Annotated in this window: 15 protein-coding genes and 2 riboswitches; of the genes, 8 read left to right on the top strand and 7 right to left on the bottom strand. The window is 54.9% G+C overall.

The window, feature by feature from the left end; genetic code table 11:
- Positions 1-176: 176 nt before the first annotated feature.
- The 5 genes from HMPREF3016_RS00870 to HMPREF3016_RS00850 form a co-directional block, all read right to left on the bottom strand.
- Positions 177-854 carry a hypothetical protein gene (locus tag HMPREF3016_RS00870; RefSeq protein ID WP_048752330.1) on the bottom strand — a complete coding sequence of 226 codons (678 nt, stop codon included), beginning with the start codon at positions 852-854 and terminating at the stop codon, positions 177-179.
- A 20-nt stretch (positions 855-874) separates the two neighbouring features.
- Positions 875-1,312 carry a YchJ family protein gene (locus HMPREF3016_RS00865; protein WP_239661892.1) on the bottom strand — a complete coding sequence of 146 codons (438 nt, stop codon included), beginning with the start codon at positions 1,310-1,312 and terminating at the stop codon, positions 875-877.
- A 138-nt stretch (positions 1,313-1,450) separates the two neighbouring features.
- Positions 1,451-2,878, bottom strand: coding sequence for an LLM class flavin-dependent oxidoreductase (locus tag HMPREF3016_RS00860; RefSeq protein WP_048752326.1), 1,428 nt, complete (start codon positions 2,876-2,878; stop codon positions 1,451-1,453).
- Positions 2,879-2,983: 105 nt separating this feature from the next.
- A riboswitch (SAM riboswitch) is annotated at positions 2,984-3,093 on the bottom strand.
- Between the two features lie 228 nt (positions 3,094-3,321).
- On the bottom strand, positions 3,322-4,539 hold the full coding sequence (locus tag HMPREF3016_RS00855) for a zinc-dependent metalloprotease family protein (protein ID WP_070536596.1): 1,218 nt from the start codon (positions 4,537-4,539) through the stop codon (positions 3,322-3,324).
- 339 nt (positions 4,540-4,878) lie between these two features.
- Positions 4,879-6,072 carry a zinc metalloprotease gene (locus HMPREF3016_RS00850; RefSeq protein ID WP_070739420.1) on the bottom strand — a complete coding sequence of 398 codons (1,194 nt, stop codon included), beginning with the start codon at positions 6,070-6,072 and terminating at the stop codon, positions 4,879-4,881.
- A gap of 584 nt (positions 6,073-6,656) precedes the next feature.
- Here HMPREF3016_RS00850 and HMPREF3016_RS00845 point away from each other — a divergent pair.
- On the top strand, positions 6,657-7,760 hold the full coding sequence (locus HMPREF3016_RS00845; RefSeq protein ID WP_048752321.1) for a hypothetical protein: 1,104 nt from the start codon (positions 6,657-6,659) through the stop codon (positions 7,758-7,760).
- A gap of 284 nt (positions 7,761-8,044) precedes the next feature.
- Positions 8,045-8,161, top strand: a riboswitch (SAM riboswitch).
- A gap of 5 nt (positions 8,162-8,166) precedes the next feature.
- Positions 8,167-10,311, top strand: a complete 2,145-nt coding sequence (locus tag HMPREF3016_RS00840; RefSeq protein WP_048752334.1) for an AMP-binding protein — start codon at positions 8,167-8,169, stop codon at positions 10,309-10,311.
- Between the two features lie 176 nt (positions 10,312-10,487).
- Here the strand turns inward: HMPREF3016_RS00840 and HMPREF3016_RS00835 are convergent, their stop codons facing one another.
- Positions 10,488-12,233, bottom strand: a complete 1,746-nt coding sequence (locus HMPREF3016_RS00835) for an MFS transporter (protein WP_070739417.1) — start codon at positions 12,231-12,233, stop codon at positions 10,488-10,490.
- A 237-nt stretch (positions 12,234-12,470) separates the two neighbouring features.
- On the opposite strand from HMPREF3016_RS00835, the gene HMPREF3016_RS00830 reads away from it, so the two are divergent.
- Both HMPREF3016_RS00830 and HMPREF3016_RS00825 read left to right on the top strand, forming a co-directional pair.
- Positions 12,471-13,163 carry an SDR family oxidoreductase gene (locus HMPREF3016_RS00830; protein ID WP_070536588.1) on the top strand — a complete coding sequence of 231 codons (693 nt, stop codon included), beginning with the start codon at positions 12,471-12,473 and terminating at the stop codon, positions 13,161-13,163.
- Between the two features lie 289 nt (positions 13,164-13,452).
- Complete coding sequence (locus HMPREF3016_RS00825) at positions 13,453-13,770, top strand: acylphosphatase (protein ID WP_048754596.1); 318 nt, start codon at positions 13,453-13,455, stop codon at positions 13,768-13,770.
- A gap of 138 nt (positions 13,771-13,908) precedes the next feature.
- On the opposite strand, the gene HMPREF3016_RS00820 is transcribed toward HMPREF3016_RS00825, so the two are convergent.
- Positions 13,909-14,493 (bottom strand): GNAT family N-acetyltransferase, encoded by a 585-nt coding sequence (locus HMPREF3016_RS00820; protein WP_070450009.1) that lies wholly within the window; start codon positions 14,491-14,493, stop codon positions 13,909-13,911.
- Positions 14,494-14,737: 244 nt separating this feature from the next.
- Here HMPREF3016_RS00820 and HMPREF3016_RS00815 point away from each other — a divergent pair, with 244 nt between their 5' ends.
- The 4 genes from HMPREF3016_RS00815 to HMPREF3016_RS00800 form a co-directional block, all read left to right on the top strand.
- Positions 14,738-15,319 carry a peroxiredoxin gene (locus HMPREF3016_RS00815; RefSeq protein ID WP_004006488.1) on the top strand — a complete coding sequence of 194 codons (582 nt, stop codon included), beginning with the start codon at positions 14,738-14,740 and terminating at the stop codon, positions 15,317-15,319.
- Positions 15,319-15,849, top strand: coding sequence for an alkylhydroperoxidase, AhpD family (locus tag HMPREF3016_RS00810; RefSeq protein ID WP_048752314.1), 531 nt, complete (start codon positions 15,319-15,321; stop codon positions 15,847-15,849). Before HMPREF3016_RS00815 ends, HMPREF3016_RS00810 begins: the two co-directional genes overlap by 1 nt.
- A 129-nt stretch (positions 15,850-15,978) precedes the next feature.
- On the top strand, positions 15,979-16,422 hold the full coding sequence (locus tag HMPREF3016_RS00805) for a GNAT family N-acetyltransferase (RefSeq protein WP_048752312.1): 444 nt from the start codon (positions 15,979-15,981) through the stop codon (positions 16,420-16,422).
- A gap of 146 nt (positions 16,423-16,568) precedes the next feature.
- Positions 16,569-17,430, top strand: an 862-nt coding sequence (locus tag HMPREF3016_RS00800; protein ID WP_168165974.1) for a cation transporter, incomplete at its 3' end; no start/stop codon positions are given.

Genomic DNA, 17,430 nt, shown 5'->3' with positions numbered 1-17,430 from the left:
TAAAGGGTGGAGTCTTCTCAGAAAACTAGATAAACATAGCAAACGCAGGTCTAGTTTTTGAGACTTTCATCAAGGAAGCTCACAATATTCTGAGCCATCTCACGCTCACGAGGACGGCCAATACCGGGTTCCGCTAAAGCTCTGCGCCCTGGGCTGGGATTTTCACCGTTTTCTGATCAGGCACGGCTTATGAGTCCTTTCACCAGACGTTCCGCTTCCCGCTCGCTTCTCGGGTCTTTGGAAACTAGGAGGTCGACCGCAACGTGCAAGGGGCGAATCTTAGGCAACTCTTTGACTGCGCGAAGAATAACGTTGGCATCCTGTGCCGGAACTTCACGCAGTGCGTAGATAAATTTCAGGGATTCGAGATTGTGGGGAGTCACATATGCTTCTACGGTAGCCCCGTAAATTTCCGAATATTCGTGGCTGACACCCGTAAGCGCTAATGTTCGTTCGTCCATCAAGTCATGCAGGTCAGCAGAAGGCACAGCATAGAATTGAAGTTTCGCATCTGCACGCACTGCATACTGTCTAAGAGCTTCTACCCCAAGTTCGGAGAGGTTATGTGCACGTTCTTTGGCACGGCGGCGTGCATCGGGGGTAAGGGATGCACTGTTACCGTCAAGATAGGCGGCAAGTTGATTGAAGGATGACATCGAGATTTTGCGCCCATGTGCGGAGTGATGCTCGTGCGGGTTATCTGAAACCATCCACCGCCCGGCGATTTTTTGTCCACTCAAAGATCCTCGTTCAAGGCGTGCACGCACGCTTCGGGGGCTCACCCCGGCGTGCTGGGCATATTCCGCGACTGACATCATGGCAAAAACATACCATAAGAGGAATATTTCTGCCATGCTACCCGATCGGGAGGAACTTAGCTGACCTCGCCGTCTAGGTAGTACCAGGTGCCGTGCACTTTCTCGAAGCGAGATTTTTCGTGCATGGCACCTTTCACACGTTCTTCGGCGGGCGTACCGGGAACTGAACGGTAGTACGCCGCGAACTCGACCGTGCCCGCCGCATCGAAGGGACCGCCCGAAGAGCCCAGAATATCCAGCCGGTACCAGCGCAGCGTTTCATCCAGCATTAACTCGGCGGGGCGCGTATGCGGGTGCCAGCTCGCCAGCAGGTAGGGCGCATCGTGCAGGGCGAAGGCGGTGAACCGCGAGCGCATCAGAGCCAGCGGTGTGGGCGCGCCCAAGGTTCCGGATGCGGCAAACTCGCCCAGGTACCGCCCGCAGCAGGCACCGTATACCTCGCCGCTTGTGCAGGGGCAGCGGGTTTGAGGATCATACAGGGTTGTTTCGCTCATGCACCCCATTTTAAACGTGCGTAAAAAAAGAGCCTTTATTCGAATAAAGCGGCATTTTTAATGCTTTATTCAAATAAAGGCTCTTTTTATCATCCCAGGAGGGGAGATTTTACAACCAAGCGTGCAGGAGCAGCGGGTTTAGTTGGCGATAGCGCGTGCCGGGGTATCTGCCGTGGAGGGCTTACCCACGTAGGCGCCACGGTACTTCGCGGCCGGGTGGGAGTCTGCAACCTTAGTCTGGCCCTTACCGAACAGGCTTTCGCGCAGGGTCTCACCCTCATAGGAAGTGCGGTAGCGCCCGCGCTTTTGCAGCTCAGGAACCACGAACTCGATGAAGTCCTCGAAGGAGCCGGGTGAAACGTGGTATGCCAGGTTAATACCGTCCAGTCCCCCTTCATCAATCCAGCGTTCGAGCTCGTCAGCCACCTGCTGCGGGTCGCCCACAATAACCTCGCCCATACCGCCAATAGTGCAGTGCTCGGCAATATCCTTACGCGTCCACTGCTTATCCTTGGCCTGCAGGGTGAAGGGAGTGAGGAAAGACTGAATCGACTCGGTTTTCACATAGTTGAGTACCTCGTCTTCGTCGAACTGGGAAAGATCCACACCAGACCAGCCACCGATAATGGCCTGCGAAGATTCCAGGTTCACGTACTTGCGGTACTCTTCGTACTTTGCCTTCGCCTTCTCTTCGGTTTCGTCCACAATGATGGAGAGCATCGCGAAAACCTTGATTTCGTCGCGGCCGCGGCCGTTCTCTTCGGCGCGGTCACGGATACGGTCGGTAATAATGCGGGTCAAATCGGGGCGCAGCGCACCGATAAACACAACTTCGGCATGCTTGCCCGAGAACTTCTGCCCGCGGCTGGATGCGCCCGCCTGGAAAATCACGGGGGTACGCTGGGGGCTGGGCTCGGTCAGACCCGCACCAGGCACGCTGAAGTACTTGCCCTTGTGCTGAATCGGGTGCACCTTGGCGGGGTCGGCGTAGATACCCTTCTCGCGGTCTTTGACGACCGCGCCGTCTTCCCAGGAGCCTTCCCAGAGCTTGTAGCAGACATCCAGGAACTCTTCGGCGAGTTCGTATCGGGTGTCGTGCTCAATCTGGGTTTCGAGGCCCTGACATTCGGCGGCGGAAGGCAGGTATGAGGTCACCACGTTAAAGCCCACACGTCCGTTAGTGAGGTGGTCGAGAGAAGCGTACTTGCGGGCAAGCGTGTAAGGCTGCTCGTAGGTGACGGCTGAGGTCACGCCGAAGCCCAAGTGCTCGGTTACGGCGGCCATTGCGGAAATCTGCATGAACGGATCGTTCACGGGCACCTGCGCGCCGCCTTCGATAGCTGGCGCAGCGGAGTTCTTGTAAATATCGTAGATGCCCACAACATCGGCTAGGAATACGCCGTCGAAGAGGCCCTTCTCAAGGATCTGTGCCAGGTCAGTCCAGTATTTGATGGTGTTGTACTCGGTAGCGCGGGAGCGGGGGTGGCGCCAGAGGTCGAAGCTCTGGTGACCCACACAGGTCATGTCGAATGCGTTAACTGCGATGCGCTTCTTCTGCTCAGCCATCTACGTATCCTTTCGCGAATGTTAGGGTGTTCCTGCACCCCGCGCGCCGCCTCCTTTATAGGTGGTGACCTTCTTGGTGTTCCAAGTCGTGCAGGTGGCGCATTCGCGCCGTACTTGCTTCGTGTCCCTTGAAGCCAGATCATCATCTGGAGCACCCCGCTACGGGAGAGGGTTGCCGCCCGGCTAGCCAGAGCTTTACACCGGGACTCATAATCCTTGATTTTGAGTGTATAAGGGGTGCCGTGGTTGGTGCGATATTATGACGAATATTAATGTTTGTGACTGCCGCCCGTAATATTAAGGGCCGCGTACGTCGCCCGGCGGACAGCAGTGTTCTTTCGATTGCAACGGCAAAATTCGGGAGCAATAGTTTGCAGCGGGAGCGTGTTTAACGCTCCCGCTGCCATTCTTCGCTCCTCATTGTAGGAGAAGCGTCAAATTATTTAGGAAATGAGGTCCATTTTGCGGGCGTCATCCGCAGTGATGGGGTTTATTTCCACCTTGGGCTCAGGGATAGTCTCGTCAGCACCTCGTCCAAACACAACTGCAAAGCTCAGTTTTTTCAGGTCACTTGGTGCCGTCAGCCAGCCTTTCATTCCGTCACGGTTAAGATCAAGAGCATAGATTCCATGGTCGATTTCGCCATTACCGTTGAGATCAACCGGTCCATCTGCTGGTCTCAGTACGGCCTCTGAATTGGGCCGATACATGTACCCACGCGCTTGGGGACCAAAGCCTTTGCGTTCGTCCAAGGCCCATTCTTTAAGGGTCGGCATATCTTGCTGCAGGTATCCGAAATATTTGGTTCCATCAGCCTTGGGCACACCGGTAAGCTGATAGTTGTAATTCATAACGCTGAAGTACTGTGGTTTACCTTTTTCGCCTTTCTCATCGGCATCACCACCGTGCTGCAGGCCGAGGTTGTGTCCCAGCTCGTGAATAAAAGTACCCACGCGAATATCGCTCATATTACCTTTATTGTTATTCCAGTGTGTCTTCCCCACAGTCACCATGAAATCACGACCTCCCAATTGTCCCAATCCTGATGAGCCGCTCTCCCCATTTTGTTGTTGCACGTAGTAGTCGCCCCAAACCATATAATGAAAGAGCCCTTCACGATACTGGTTAATATGAGAAGCTTTAAACTTGGCCCAGTTCCCATCTCTGTCATCTATATCGTCGCTGAACACTTGCCACTCGACCTGTTGACCCCCTCCCAAGTTGTACTTGGGGCCCCGAGCGGAACCGGCATCCAAGTGCAGATTAATACCCGTTCTACCGTCGGGATTGCTGATATTTAGATCCGCGAAAGATTGCACGATACGATCCAGCTCTTCCTCACTAGCAAGCTCACCGGGCATATAATCCATCTCGACAAAAATGTCTTTATGGTTGGGATCCGCGCCCATCTTAGGGAAATCGATCTCTGGTATGCCATCGTTATTGACATCGTACCCGTCTCTTTCCATCCCGTCGGGAATATGATCACCGTCGAGATCATCCGGGTTGGGTTCCTGAGCGAGATCCATATTCCGGTTCTGCGCGTGAGCAGGCTGAGCGGGTTTCGCCTCCACCGCAGAAACGGGCAGAGAATTCAGAGGAGCAACAAGCACCAGGCTGACGAATGCCAGCATCAGGCGCACTATAGTACGTAATTTCATGAGAGATATTCCTTAGTGTCATGTGTTGAGTGAGAGGGAATCTTAAATAGAGAGTGAAGTGAGTGGTATTCATCGGCGAGAACCTGCGATGTTTCGGGCTCTCGGATGCGAATACATCTTGGGCGGCATCACGATGCCGTTTGAGCAAGAGAGTGGTATATGAACGATTGTGCGGTGTAAAGCCCGGGAGCGAAGAGATGCAGCAAGAGTCAAGAGTGTGCTTCGTCTGGCTCGTTACTCGCCAGCTTCAGAACGTTATGTACGTCCTTGCACGCTCGGATTAACGTCCCTTAGCCGCTACACCTCTTCGCCCCCGTTTTAGGAAGAACGCCGAATGATTTAGGGAATAAGGCCCAGGTTGCGGGCGTCATCCGCAGTGACCGGGTTTTCTTCCGCTTCAGGCTGAGCCACAGGACCGCCAGCTCCAGCCTGAGTAGGCGTCATATCAAAGTTGAGCTTCTTCAGATCACTGAGAGCAGTTAGCTCATTTAGTATCCCGTCGCCATTGAGATCTACCGAGACCGGAGAATTATCAATAACGCCGTTCCGGTTGAAATCGATGGGTTGATTTGCGGGTTGAGTAACGTCTTTCCCATTTTTATCTTTGTGCGTATACAGGTATTCGCCCGCTTGGGGGCCAAAGCCGTCGCGCTCATTCAGTGCCCATTCGTTAAGGGTCGGCATATCCTGCTGCAGGTATCCGAAGTATCGGGTTCCGTCCGCCTTGGGAATGCCAGTGAGCTGATAGTTGTAATTCATCACGCTGTAGTACTGAGGCTTGCCGTTGAATTCGTCAGTACCGCCGTGCTTCAGGTTGAGGTTGTGCCCCAGCTCGTGGATAAAAGTGCCCACGCGAACATCGCTGTTGGCTCCTTCCCAATAGGTTTTTCCAACGGTCACCATGAAGCCGGGGGCACCTAGAAGCCCTACTCCTGATGAGTTTCGATTTCCGGTTTCATTATCCACATAGTAATCGCCCCAGATCATGTAGTCGAAACCGCTGTTGTAGCGGGCAGAATCAAAATTACGAGCCCTGATATTTGCCCATTCCCCAGAAGACTTCATATTGTTGGTAAGCACTTGGTGCGGAACCTGGTTGCCGCCTCCCAAGTTATACTTGGCACTCCGGGCAGAACCTGCATCTAGGTGAAGATTAACGCCTGCCCTGCCGTCAGGGTTAGTAACATTCAAGTCAGCGAAAGACTGCACGATGCGGTCCAGTTCTTCCTCACTGGCAAGCTCGCCGGGCATGTAGTCCATCTCAACGAATACGTCTTTGTGGTAGGGATTTGCGCCCATTTTCTTGTAATCGACTTCAGGTCTACCATCACCATCAGCATCGTATCCGTTGGTTTCCACGCTGTCGGAAAGCCCGTCACCATCAGTATCAGGTGAAGCCACCTTCTGGGCGACACCCGGGTTACCAGGGGCGACTGGCAACGTGTCTGCCGAGGCGGGCAGGGAATTCAGAGGGACGAGAAACACCAGGCTGACGAATGCCAGCATCAGGCGCGCTATAGTACGTAGTTTCATGAGAGATATTCCTTGTGTCGTTGTGTTGAGCGAGAGGAAATCTTTCTATGAGTGAGCGGTATTCATGGTAGGGAACCTATGGTGTGGCAGATTCCCACATGCGACGATGCGCATTAGTGGCATTGTGGTGCCGTTTGAGCAAGAGAGTGGTATATGAACGGTTGTATATGAATAACCGATAGATAAGATTTCACCTGCATCCTAGCACCGTAAAATTTTATAAATCTGTGACATAAAACAAGTTTTGGGAGCGGACCATATCACAGGAATAAGTAAAGGTTTCCGGCAACATAACCCGTTCCCGCACGCTGGCAGCATACAAGGCTAGCGAATAAGACCTTGTTCTCGTGCATCATCAGCCGTTATGAGATTAATCTCAATCTCTGGTGAAGGTTCAGGGCTTATCCCACGTCATATCTTCCGCATAATTTGAGGATGCTCAGATCCGGGTGAGTGAGCGTTTTATCGTAAAGATTTCATGTTTATCTTATATTGTTTAGGATTTCTGGGGTATATCCCGTAAAATTATTACTGGCGTGTAATCCGAGCGCCACTTATTCACCCAACCACTCATAGGAGTCATTGTGACCCACGCATCTACGCGGGGAGGTCTAACGCGCCGTCGTGTTCTGGCGGGCGCCGCATGGACAACCCCAATTATTGTTTCTTCCGCTGTAGTTCCGGCTTATGCGGCTTCGTATGATGACACACGCCCTGACTACGGTATTTTTACCCAGGCGTTCGTCACCCACCAGGAACTAGACACTAACAGTTTCCTGGGGCTAGATTCATTTAGCGGCCCGGTTGAGAACGAGCAGGCCAATGTTCCAGCAGGTTCCAGTGGTCTCTACTCGGCTGGCGGCGGTAAGTTTACCCCCGGCGGCAGCATCGGCAAGGCAAAGTGGGGCGGTGCAGGTTTCTGGTTCTCAGCACCCAAGGCAACCACTAAAGACGGCAAGCAGACATACTACTCGGGCACCACTACCCTACTCGCCGGTGCGCGCCTGCGCTTGGAGCACCGTTTCGTTTTCCCCGACTGGGCCGAGATCGACGGGGCAGAACCTCCGGGCTGGAATAAAAATACTGACGATTTTGCGGTTTCCCTCGTCATCAATCCCACGCCAGAAAACGGCGATAACCCTAAGCTCGTCGCCTTCAACGGTGGTGCTATGTACGGTACCTTCAGCGAGATGACCTCTAACGGTAATGAGCTGATAGGTTACGTTGATATCAAGCTTGAGCAGGATGTTGTAGCTTCCAGCCACAATGGCGGCGGAACTCAGGTCTACAACCAGATCTTGGCCAGCCAGTTCGGTACACATTTTGAAGATTTCTATCTCGAACGCTACGGTGTGACCACCACCTTGACGATCCTCAGCGGCACTCTGCGCTACGAACCTGAGAATGGTGCCCCCAAGAGCGATATTGACCTGACCGGTCAGCAGGCTGTGGCATCCATCGATCATGTTGGCGAACCTGAGAATCCAGATCCGAGCACTCCCAGCACCCCCAGCGACAAGTCAAAGTCCAACTCGACGGGATCAACGGGTGACCAGAAAAACAAGGATCAAGAGAGCGACTTCACCGTCCGTAACGACATTCAGATCGATCCTAACGACTGGTTATCCGGGCAGAAAAACCCTAACGGAGCCTCGAAAGGCTCAACCAACGCACAAAAACAGAACTAATCGGTAATTTTGGGTGAGTAAACGGCACTCCCACCGGATAAATCCTCTTGACGAGGCGCATCCCGGTGGGAGTGTTTTTCTTGCACTGTTCGCGAGCAGGTGGTTTTTGACCCGAGCAGGTAGGAAAATCCTACCTTGTCGACAAAATCCTACCTGCTCGCGGTATAGGGTGTGGTGTGGACGGAGGGCACAATATTGCGGAATGTTACGAACGTGGCGCATACATACGCAATATGACGGGATGCCTTTGCACCTGCGCCAGCTACAAGGTTTACTAGATTGGTAATCCATCTAGAGCGACCGAGAGACCTGGCTCGACGACGTCGCAGCAACCTCGCCTGCGGTGGCGCATCATGCGCCTTCATAACGCCGAAGGTGCTAACGCCAGCAACCGATGGGAGATACTGTGGGACTTCCCTCCCCTTTTTCATTCACGAATCCTCTAGCACCCACCCCCAACCCCGCGCACGAATCTGACGAGGCGCGGGTAGCGTTCTGGGAAAAACAAGCCGAGCGCCTAAGCTGGGGCAAGACCTGGGACAACGCACACACCTTCCACAAACCGCAGGTTATCGGAACCGATGCTGAGGGCATCGAAGAATACTCCGTACCCGAGATTAAGTGGTTCGAAGGCGGCAAACTCAACGTCGCCTACAACTGCGTGGACCGCCACGTGGAGGCAGGCCGCGGCGACAAAGTAGCCCTCTATTTCGAGGGTGAACCCGGTGACCGTGAAGCTATCACCTACGCCGAACTGCAGCGACGCATCGCCCGCGCCGCCAACGGCCTGCTCAAACTCGGCGTGCGTAAAGGCGACCGTGTAGTAATCTACCTGCCGGTTATTCCCGAAACCATTATCTTCACGCTTGCGTGCGCGCGCATCGGCGCAATTCACTCGCTCGTGTTCGGCGGGTTCTCGGCGGAGGCGCTGAAATTCCGGGTGGAAGACACCGGCGCGAAGGTTCTGATCACCACCGACGGGCAGAACCGCCGCGGCAAGGTCGTGCCCGTGAAGGTGAACGCCGATGAAGCATGCTCAGGTGAGAACAATATCGAGCACGTGATCGTGGTGGATCGTACAAGCGCCGCAGACCCCGTGGCGCACGCGCAGGTTCCCTGGACGGCCGGGCGCGATATTTGGTACCACGACCTGGTGGACGATCAGCCCGATACCCATGAGTACGAGCTGCATGATGCCGAAGACCCGCTGTTTATCATCTATACCTCCGGCACCACAGGCAAACCCAAGGGCCTGGTGCACACGATGGCAGGGTATTTGGTGCAGACCGCATACACCCACGCACTGCTGTACGATCTGCTGCCGGACTATGTGGATGAAGACGGGGTGCTGCGCCCCGATGAACTGTCTGCCGTGAACGATCCGGCGAAGGTTGAATCGACTGTGCACTGGTGTACCGCCGATCTCGCGTGGGTGACCGCGCACACCTACGAAATCTATGGTCCGCTTGTGAACGGGGTTACCGAGGTTATTTTCGAGGGTACCCCCAATACTCCGCATTATGGCCGCCATTTCGAGGTTATCGAACGCTATGGCGTCACCAACTATTACACCGCTCCAACCCTGATTCGTTCCCTCATGGGGGCTTTTCCTGACGGCCCCGAACCCGGAAAATACGACTTCTCATCTGTGCGTCTGCTCGGGTCTGTGGGCGAATCCATTAACCCTCAGGCGTGGAAGTGGCTGCGCAAGCACGTGGGTGGGGGTACCGCATCGTTTATCGATACATGGTGGCAGTCCGAGACCGGATCGACCATCTGCTCCCCGCGACCACATGACCCCGCCTTCGCACCCGAAGGAACCTTCCCCGAAGGCACCCCGCACTGCACTCCCCTTCCCGGATGCGCCACCCGCGAAGTCCCCGGCGTCTCGGTGCGCGTGGTGGACGAGCACGGTGACTTCGTTGAGCCCGGCAAACAGGGCTTCATTGTGGTCGATAAGATCGGCCCTTCCATGGCACGCACTGTCTGGGGCGACCCGCAACGCTACCTGAATTCCTATTGGAAGCACTACGGTACGCGCGGCTGGTTCCTCGCCGGTGACGGTGCGAAAGTCGATGATGAAGGCAACGTGTACATCCTGGGGCGCATCGACGATGTGATCAACATTTCCGGGCACCGCCTTTCGACCATCGAAATTGAGTCTGCGCTCGTGACGCACCCGGCCGTGGTGGAGGCTGGCGTGTGCCCCGTGGAGGACGAGCTAACCGGCCACCAGGCAGTCGCCTATGTGACGCTCACCGACGAAGGTCGGGCACTTGCCGAAGACGAGCTGAAGACTGCACTCACCCAGCATGTGCGCGAGCATATTGGCCCTATCGCTAAACCCAAGGATGTGGTCGCGGTCGCCGATATTCCTAAGACTCGTTCAGGGAAGATTACCCGCCGTCTGCTGGGTGAGCTCTACCAGGGGCATAAGCTGGGTGATATTTCTTCGCTTCAGAATGAGGAGGCGCTCGGCGCTATCGCACAGGTGCTCGTGCAGACTGGGCGAGTAGACCCGGATGCGTTCACCGAGGATCAGGCGGCATAGGGGGTTGTGCCCGGCAGCAGTATCGCGCCGAATCTGATAGAAAGGTTCCCTGCGAGCGCGAACATTGTAGGAAAATAGCTCCCAATATCCTTAAACTACAGTGCGGCATATAACCTGCTGGTTATATGCCGCATTGGCTATATATACTAGTCAAATAGTATATTCCTCAAATAGAATTATGGCTTAGAAGGATTTTTCGCGTCCTTTTCCGAAGAAATCGGTTGCGTCTCGTCTGCGGGGCGTGCCTCGGTTGAGGCGGTCACCTCCGCATCAGGATCGGCACCGGAAGAGTGTGAGCCGTCCCGTGCCGAATCAGCTTCCGCATGCGGCTCAGTCGTATTCTGCCCGGATGTCCACGCGCCCTTATCCACCGGCTTGGCGAAGAAGAGACACGCAACCATGCCCACAACTGCCAGAACCAGCGCTAGCATCAGTGAGTCGTTCATTGCGGTGGCGATAGGTTCACGCAGGAAGTCGGGAACCTGACCGCCGGACATTCCTTCGCCGCCGACGGCGGGGGCGTTCATGGCGCTTCCGCCGGCGCCCGAGGGACGCATCCGCTGCATGGTCTGCGCAATCTGGTCGGCGATCAGACCGCCCATGAGAGTGGCGATACCCGCCGAACCGAGCACACCGGCAACCTGACGAGTTTCGTTATACACGCCCGACCCGGCACCGGCTAAACGAGGCGGCAGGTTGCGGGTTGCGGTCACCGCTAGCGGACCCCAAATCATAGAGTTGCCGATACCCAAGATCGCAAAGGGTATGAGCAGAAGCGCGAGGGATTGATCCGCCGTCATCAGAGCGCGCAGAACGACAAATCCGACTACCAACAGGGCAAACCCTGAGACCGCATACCATTTGGGGTTTGACGTGCCTAAACGCTTGCCAATGACCGGAGAGAGCGCACCTGAGAACAGGGCGAGCGGGGCGGTCATGAGTGCTGCCTGGGTGGGGCTCATACCGCGCACCTGCTGGAAATAGATGGTGGTGGGGAATGCCATTGTGAGGGTGTGTGCACCCATTGCGGCGATAGCAATATTCGATACCGAGAAGTTGCGGTCTTTGAACAGTCCCAGCGGTACCAACGGTTCTTTGCGGTTAACGGCCTGCCACACGATAAAGAGGGTGAACACGATGATGCCCGCGATAATCATGCCCCATACACTCACCGAGATTCCGGTTCCCCACAGCGACTCGGTGATAGTGCCCCAGTCGTAGGTGGATCCCTCCTGAATACCGAAGACCATCAGGAACAGGCCGATAGCGGAGAGAGCCACGCCCAGCCAGTCGAAGTTGTGCTGTTTGGAGGGGAAATGAGGAATATTCCGAACCGCCAGATAGGTGCCGATCACACCGATAGGGATATTGATGAAGAAGATCCACGTCCAGCCGGGACCGTCCACGAGCAGACCGCCAGCGATAGGGCCCACGAGCGATGCGATACCGGCCGCCGCGCCCCACACGCTCATTGCCACCCCGCGTTTATGCGGCGGGAACATGAGCGTAATAATGGACATGGTTTGCGGGGTCATAATTGAGGCGCCTATCCCCTGCACCACGCGCGCAACGATCAGCATCTCCACATTGGTCGAGAGCCCGCACCACAGCGAAGAGAGGGTAAAGACCACCATACCGAGCAGGTACATCTGCTTCTGCCCGAACCTATCGCCCAGGCGACCGGTAATCAGCAGCGGCACCGCATAGGCGAGCAGGTAGGCGCTGGTCACCCAGATCACGGCGGAGAGCGAGGCGTTGAGCTCATGCTGCATATGGGGCAGCGCCACGGTGACGATAGTGGTATCGAGCAGGATCATAAAGAACCCGATCACGAGTGACCACATGGCAACCCACGGCTTCTCGGCGGTTTGCTCCATTGATGGTACGCTGCGGTGCGTCTTTGATGCGGCTGGCTCTGCCATAAATCCCCTGCCTTGTCTTCTCGGCGGTACCGCCGGGCAATAAAAACCTAGCACTTCATCATAACGCCGGCTTGAGCCCCGCACGAGAATTCTCATCATGCGGTGCTGTCTGAGCGCATCAGCACAGGGAACGCGGGTATCTGTTGTTCTCAGGAAGCACAGAAAGACCATAGACATTGCGGCACAGCAAGCCTATCCTGGATATACAAGTATTTTTCAACACACAGGGAGGATACGATGGCTAACGTTACGATCATTGGCGGGCACGGCAAGGTTGCTCTTCTGGTAGAACCGATGCTTCGTGAACGCGGACATACGGTGAACGCTATTATTCGTAGTGAAGATCAGTCGGCAGATATTATGGCGACCGGCGCTAACCCGGTGGTTGCCGATATTACCACCCTAAGCACTGAGGAGATGGCGAAGCTCTTCAAGGATTTACATACAGACGTGCTGGTGTGGTCCGCGGGTGCGGGCGGTGTAGGTGGTCCCGAACGCACCTATGCGATTGACCGTGACGCCGCAATTCGTTCTATGGAGGCGGCACAGCAGGCGGGCATTCGACGGTACATCATGGTCTCGTATTTGGGGGCCGGAACCGAGCACGGGGTACCCGCAGATAACCCATTCTTCGCGTATGCGGAGTCTAAGGCGGAGGCTGACCAGCATCTTCGCGGCACCCGGTTGGAGTACACGATTCTAGGCCCCGGCACGCTCACGACTGAGGATGAGGGCGGTATTACCGTGGGGGTCGATCCGGTGTACCACTCGGATTTGAGCTCTCATACCCCGCGTGCCACCGTGGCGCGGGTGCTCACTGAGGTGGTCGATGATTCCAGCACGATCGGCAAGAGCATTCCTTTCACCGGCGGCGATACCGAGATTCGGCAGGCTCTCGCTCAGGCACCGTCAAGCTCACAGCTGCGCTAGGGTTTGCCGGATGCACCCGCCCCGGCTGAGTGCGGATGCGCCCCGAGCCTCTTCACGGGTTCGGGGCGCGTTTTTCTCTCGCGCAAGGTTGGTTCGCACGCCGGAGTGCGGGATGTTTGGTACTTGTCCCCGTGTCTGCGCGCGGTCGCGCTCTTGTCATGTCAGGTTTAGTCCGGCAGCGTGCGGGTGTTATCTCGCGATGAGTTCCGGGGCGGCTATTCCGTTGGTGCTGCATCGCTCGGTATCCTAAAGTACCAGGTATTTTTAGAGCAACTGCAGGGAGGTTCCCGTGGGATTCTTCGATCTCTTCGCCGACAAAACCCCGGAAGAGCCCGCCGAGGCGCAGCTCACCGCCTACGTTCAAGGCAGGGTTCAGGGTGTGGGGTTTCGATGGTGGTGTGCCGGGGCCGCCAAGCCGCTGGGATTGAGCGGATACGCCGAGAACATGGATGACGGTCGGGTGAAGGTGATCGCGCAGGGAAGCCGCGCATCTTGCGAGCGCCTGCTGGAGACCCTTAATTCGGGCGATACCGCCGGGCATGTGGATTTTGTGGATGCGTCTTTCACCGAACCGCAAGGCACATTCAAGGGGTTCGGGACCCGGTAGCGCACTCTCCTGCTGCCATGCTAAAAAGGCTCTTTATGTGAATAAAGAGGCGTTTTGGACGCTTTATTCACATAAAGAGCCTTTTTACGCGGCGAGAGCGGCGCAAAAGCGAGAAGCCAGGACGTACACGCAAACGCCTTAATCACGCCAGATCTCGGCGAATTGGGTGCGTGTCATCATCGCCTGCCGCACGGCGACAGCCACCCGGTTGCCGTACTTATCGGGACGGGCCGCGCTGGTGCTAATCCCGTTGATAATATTCGTGAATCCGGCCTTTACCGCCACCCGTTCGGATGCCGTATTCCCCGCCAACGCCGTCCATCCGATGGTGTCTAGGGCAAACCCGAGCGGGTCAAAGCCAAAGCCGAGGACTGTGCGTACCGCATCTGTCATGATGCCGCGCCCGCGCATCTGGGGAGCCGTATAAAACCCTAAGTCTGCGTGTGTTCCGGGCGCATTTGCGGAGCCTCCGGGCAGGCGCAGGGTAACAACCCCTGCGAGCACCCCGCTGTAGTCAATGGCCCAGGTGAGTTCACGCCCGGCTGCTGCGGCGCGCTGGGTGAAGTTGAGGAAGGTTCGCGCATCGTCGCGCGTATAGTTCAGGGGGATGGTGGTCCATCGCACGGTTTCGGGGTCGGTGCAGATATGGACCAGTTCGTCAAGGTCGGATTCGCGCAGTGACCTGAGGGTAAACTTTTCGGTGATGAGTTCCGGAATTCTCATGACATGACATTACCAGTTTCTGCGCTGTTTTGTGAGGCGTGCTGTGCCTGCAATTCCCCAATCGCCATATTGTGTGTCTCAAAACACTTGTAATATGTTAGTGGACGGTTGATTATTATGAATTACTCATATTAAAATGGGGAGGATTCCTCTTGTGAGGAGAACAGAAGAATGCCTCAAGGCTACCGAAGTCACACACGAACCAGCCTTGAGGTACCCACCTAGATCAGGAAAGAAGAACACTATGGCTGTGCTAACTATTGGCGACCAGTTCCCCGCCTACGAGCTGACCGGCGTTGTTCCCGGCAAGCTCGCCGAGATTGAGGCAAACAAGCCCGAAGATTACTTCACCACCGTTTCCTCCGAGGGTCTGGACGAAGACACCTGGCGCGTCGTATTCTTCTGGCCCAAGGACTTCACCTTCGTCTGCCCCACCGAAATCGCCGCATTCGGCAAGCTCGCTGACGAATTCGAGGCACGCGACTGCCAGGTTATCGGCGTATCCGTGGATAACGAATACACCCACTACGCATGGCGCCGCTCCCACGAAGAGCTCGTAGATCTGCCCATCGTCATGGCATCTGACCTCAAGCGCGAGCTCACCAGCGCCCTGGGCGTCCTCAACAAGGACGGCGTGGCAGACCGCGCAACCTTCATCATCGACCCGCATAACACCATCCAGTCGGTATCTATTACCGCAGATTCCGTTGGCCGCAACACCGACGAAGTGCTCCGCCAGCTGGATGCGCTCCAGTCCGACGAGCTGTGCGCCTGCAACTGGAAGAAGGGTGCAGAAACCATCGACGCCTTCAAGGAGATGAAGTAATGAGCATTGAGAACCTGCGTAACGCGCTGCCTTCCTACGCGAAGGACATGAACCTGAACCTGTCTTCGCTGCCGCGCATCACCTCGCTCACCGAGCAGCAGCTCTGGGGCGCAATCCTGGCCACCGCGGCGGCAACCAAGGTTGATTCCGTTATCGTTGAGATCGCAGCAGAAGCGAAAGAGCACCTGAGCGAAACCGCCTACGATGCGGCACTCGGCGCGGCAACCATCATGGGGATGAACAACATCTTCTACCGCACCCGCGGCTTCCTCGACGGTGCCTACGACGATCAGCGCGCAAACCTGCGCATGCAGATCATCGGCAAAAACGGCGGTATCGACAAGCTCGACTTTGAGATGCTGGCGCTCGCAGTTTCTGCCGTGAACGGTTGTTCGCACTGCGTGGCTGCCCACGAGCACACCATCCGCGAGGAGGGCGCCTCCAAGGAGCAGGTTAACGACCTGATCCGCATTGCGGCAACCATGGGCGGCGTGGCACAGGGTATTCAGCTGGCTGAAGCACTGGGCTAAGCACACAGAGCCCTACGGCCTCGCCCCCGCGTAATCTCGCATAAAAAGAGCCTGATAGTGAATAAGCGTTAGAAATTCCGCTTTTCACTATCAGGCTCTTTTTCGTGTGGGGCATAGGATAATACGGGTATGCAATACAGTATTTTGAACGCCGAGAATTCCCTACCAAGCACCGAAGAACTCGTTGAACTATACGATGCGGTAGGCTGGAGCACCTACACTCGCGCACCCGAACGGCTGGTTCCTATGCTGGATGGGTCGCGGTACCTCTATGTGGCACGTGAGAACACGACTGAAGGAGCCGAGCGGCTTATCGGTCTGGTACGTGCGGTGGGCGATGGACAAACCATTGCGTATATCCAGGATCTACTGGTACACCCGCAGGCTCAGCGCCACGGTATCGGGTCGGCACTGCTGGGAAGAATTGTCGCCGATTTCGACCGGGAAGGCATTCGCCAGAGGTTCATCACTACAGATATTGTGGACACACCCGTCATTGAACTCTATCGGCGCTTCGGCTTCACTCCGGTGCAGGATAACGGATGCGTGACCCTCGCGAAGTATGTATTCTAGAAACTAGCACACACCACAGAACTGGAAGGGGCTAAGACCTATGACTGCATACAATGACAAATATTTTGAAGAAATGCGGAGGGAGCCAACGTGTCCAATAATAGAAACATTAACATGAGAGATTAATTAACGAAAGGAGCTTTTTTATGAATAAATTTAAGGTAAACATTTCAGGAATGACTTGTACGGGTTGTGAAAAACACGTAGAATCAGCACTTGAAAAGATAGGTGCTAAAAATATTGAGTCTAGTTATCGTCGTGGTGAAGCAGTATTTGAACTGCCCGATGATATTGAGGTTGAAAGTGCAATAAAGGCGATTGCTGACGCAAATTATCACCCGGGCGAAGCAGAAGAATTTCAATCGGAACAAAAGACGAATTTATTGAAAAAATATCGGCTAAACATTGAAGGAATGACCTGCACTGGTTGTGAAGAACATATTGCGGTTGCTCTTGAAAATGCAGGTGCAAAAGGGATTGAAGTAGACTTTCGTCGCGGAGAAGCACTGTTTGAACTACCGTATGATGTAGACATTGATATCGCGAAAACAGCGATTACTGACGCACAATATCAACCGGGCGAAGCAGAAGAAATACAAGTGCAATCGGAAAAAAGGACAGATGTAAGTTTAAATGATGAAGGTAACTATGATTATGATTACATCATCATCGGTTCTGGTGGAGCTGCCTTTTCATCTGCCATTGAAGCCGTTACTTTGAACGCAAAAGTGGCTATGATTGAGCGTGGAACGGTGGGTGGAACTTGCGTTAATGTCGGATGCGTTCCTTCTAAGACCTTATTAAGAGCAGGGGAAATCAATCATCTAGCAAAAAATAATCCATTTGTGGGATTACACACTTCGGCTTCAAATGTTGATTTAGCGCCATTAGTAAAACAAAAGAATGATTTAGTAACCGAGATGCGAAATGAAAAATATGTGAATTTAATTGATGATTATGGTTTTGAATTAATAAAAGGTGAAGCAAAATTCGTTGATGCTAGTACGG

The sequence above is a fragment of the Rothia sp. HMSC065D02 genome (assembly GCF_001815285.1).
Classification (GTDB): Bacteria; Actinomycetota; Actinomycetes; order Actinomycetales; family Micrococcaceae; genus Rothia; species Rothia dentocariosa.
The sequence above is the reverse complement of the archived record's forward strand: the minus strand, read 5'-3'. Positions and strand labels throughout refer to the sequence as shown.

What these genes read in the sequence shown, in the direction of transcription:
- HMPREF3016_RS00870 (WP_048752330.1), bottom strand. Translation starts at nt 854, where the DNA reads ATGGCAGAAATATTCCTCTTATGGTATGTTTTTGCCATGATGTCAGTC.
- HMPREF3016_RS00865 (WP_239661892.1), bottom strand. Translation starts at nt 1,312, where the DNA reads ATGAGCGAAACAACCCTGTATGATCCTCAAACCCGCTGCCCCTGCACA.
- HMPREF3016_RS00860 (WP_048752326.1), bottom strand. Translation starts at nt 2,878, where the DNA reads ATGGCTGAGCAGAAGAAGCGCATCGCAGTTAACGCATTCGACATGACC.
- HMPREF3016_RS00855 (WP_070536596.1), bottom strand. Translation starts at nt 4,539, where the DNA reads ATGAAATTACGTACTATAGTGCGCCTGATGCTGGCATTCGTCAGCCTG.
- HMPREF3016_RS00850 (WP_070739420.1), bottom strand. Translation starts at nt 6,072, where the DNA reads ATGAAACTACGTACTATAGCGCGCCTGATGCTGGCATTCGTCAGCCTG.
- HMPREF3016_RS00835 (WP_070739417.1), bottom strand. Translation starts at nt 12,233, where the DNA reads ATGGCAGAGCCAGCCGCATCAAAGACGCACCGCAGCGTACCATCAATG.
- HMPREF3016_RS00830 (WP_070536588.1), top strand. Translation starts at nt 12,471, where the DNA reads ATGGCTAACGTTACGATCATTGGCGGGCACGGCAAGGTTGCTCTTCTG.
- HMPREF3016_RS00820 (WP_070450009.1), bottom strand. Translation starts at nt 14,493, where the DNA reads ATGAGAATTCCGGAACTCATCACCGAAAAGTTTACCCTCAGGTCACTG.
- HMPREF3016_RS00815 (WP_004006488.1), top strand. Translation starts at nt 14,738, where the DNA reads ATGGCTGTGCTAACTATTGGCGACCAGTTCCCCGCCTACGAGCTGACC.
- HMPREF3016_RS00810 (WP_048752314.1), top strand. Translation starts at nt 15,319, where the DNA reads ATGAGCATTGAGAACCTGCGTAACGCGCTGCCTTCCTACGCGAAGGAC.
- HMPREF3016_RS00805 (WP_048752312.1), top strand. Translation starts at nt 15,979, where the DNA reads ATGCAATACAGTATTTTGAACGCCGAGAATTCCCTACCAAGCACCGAA.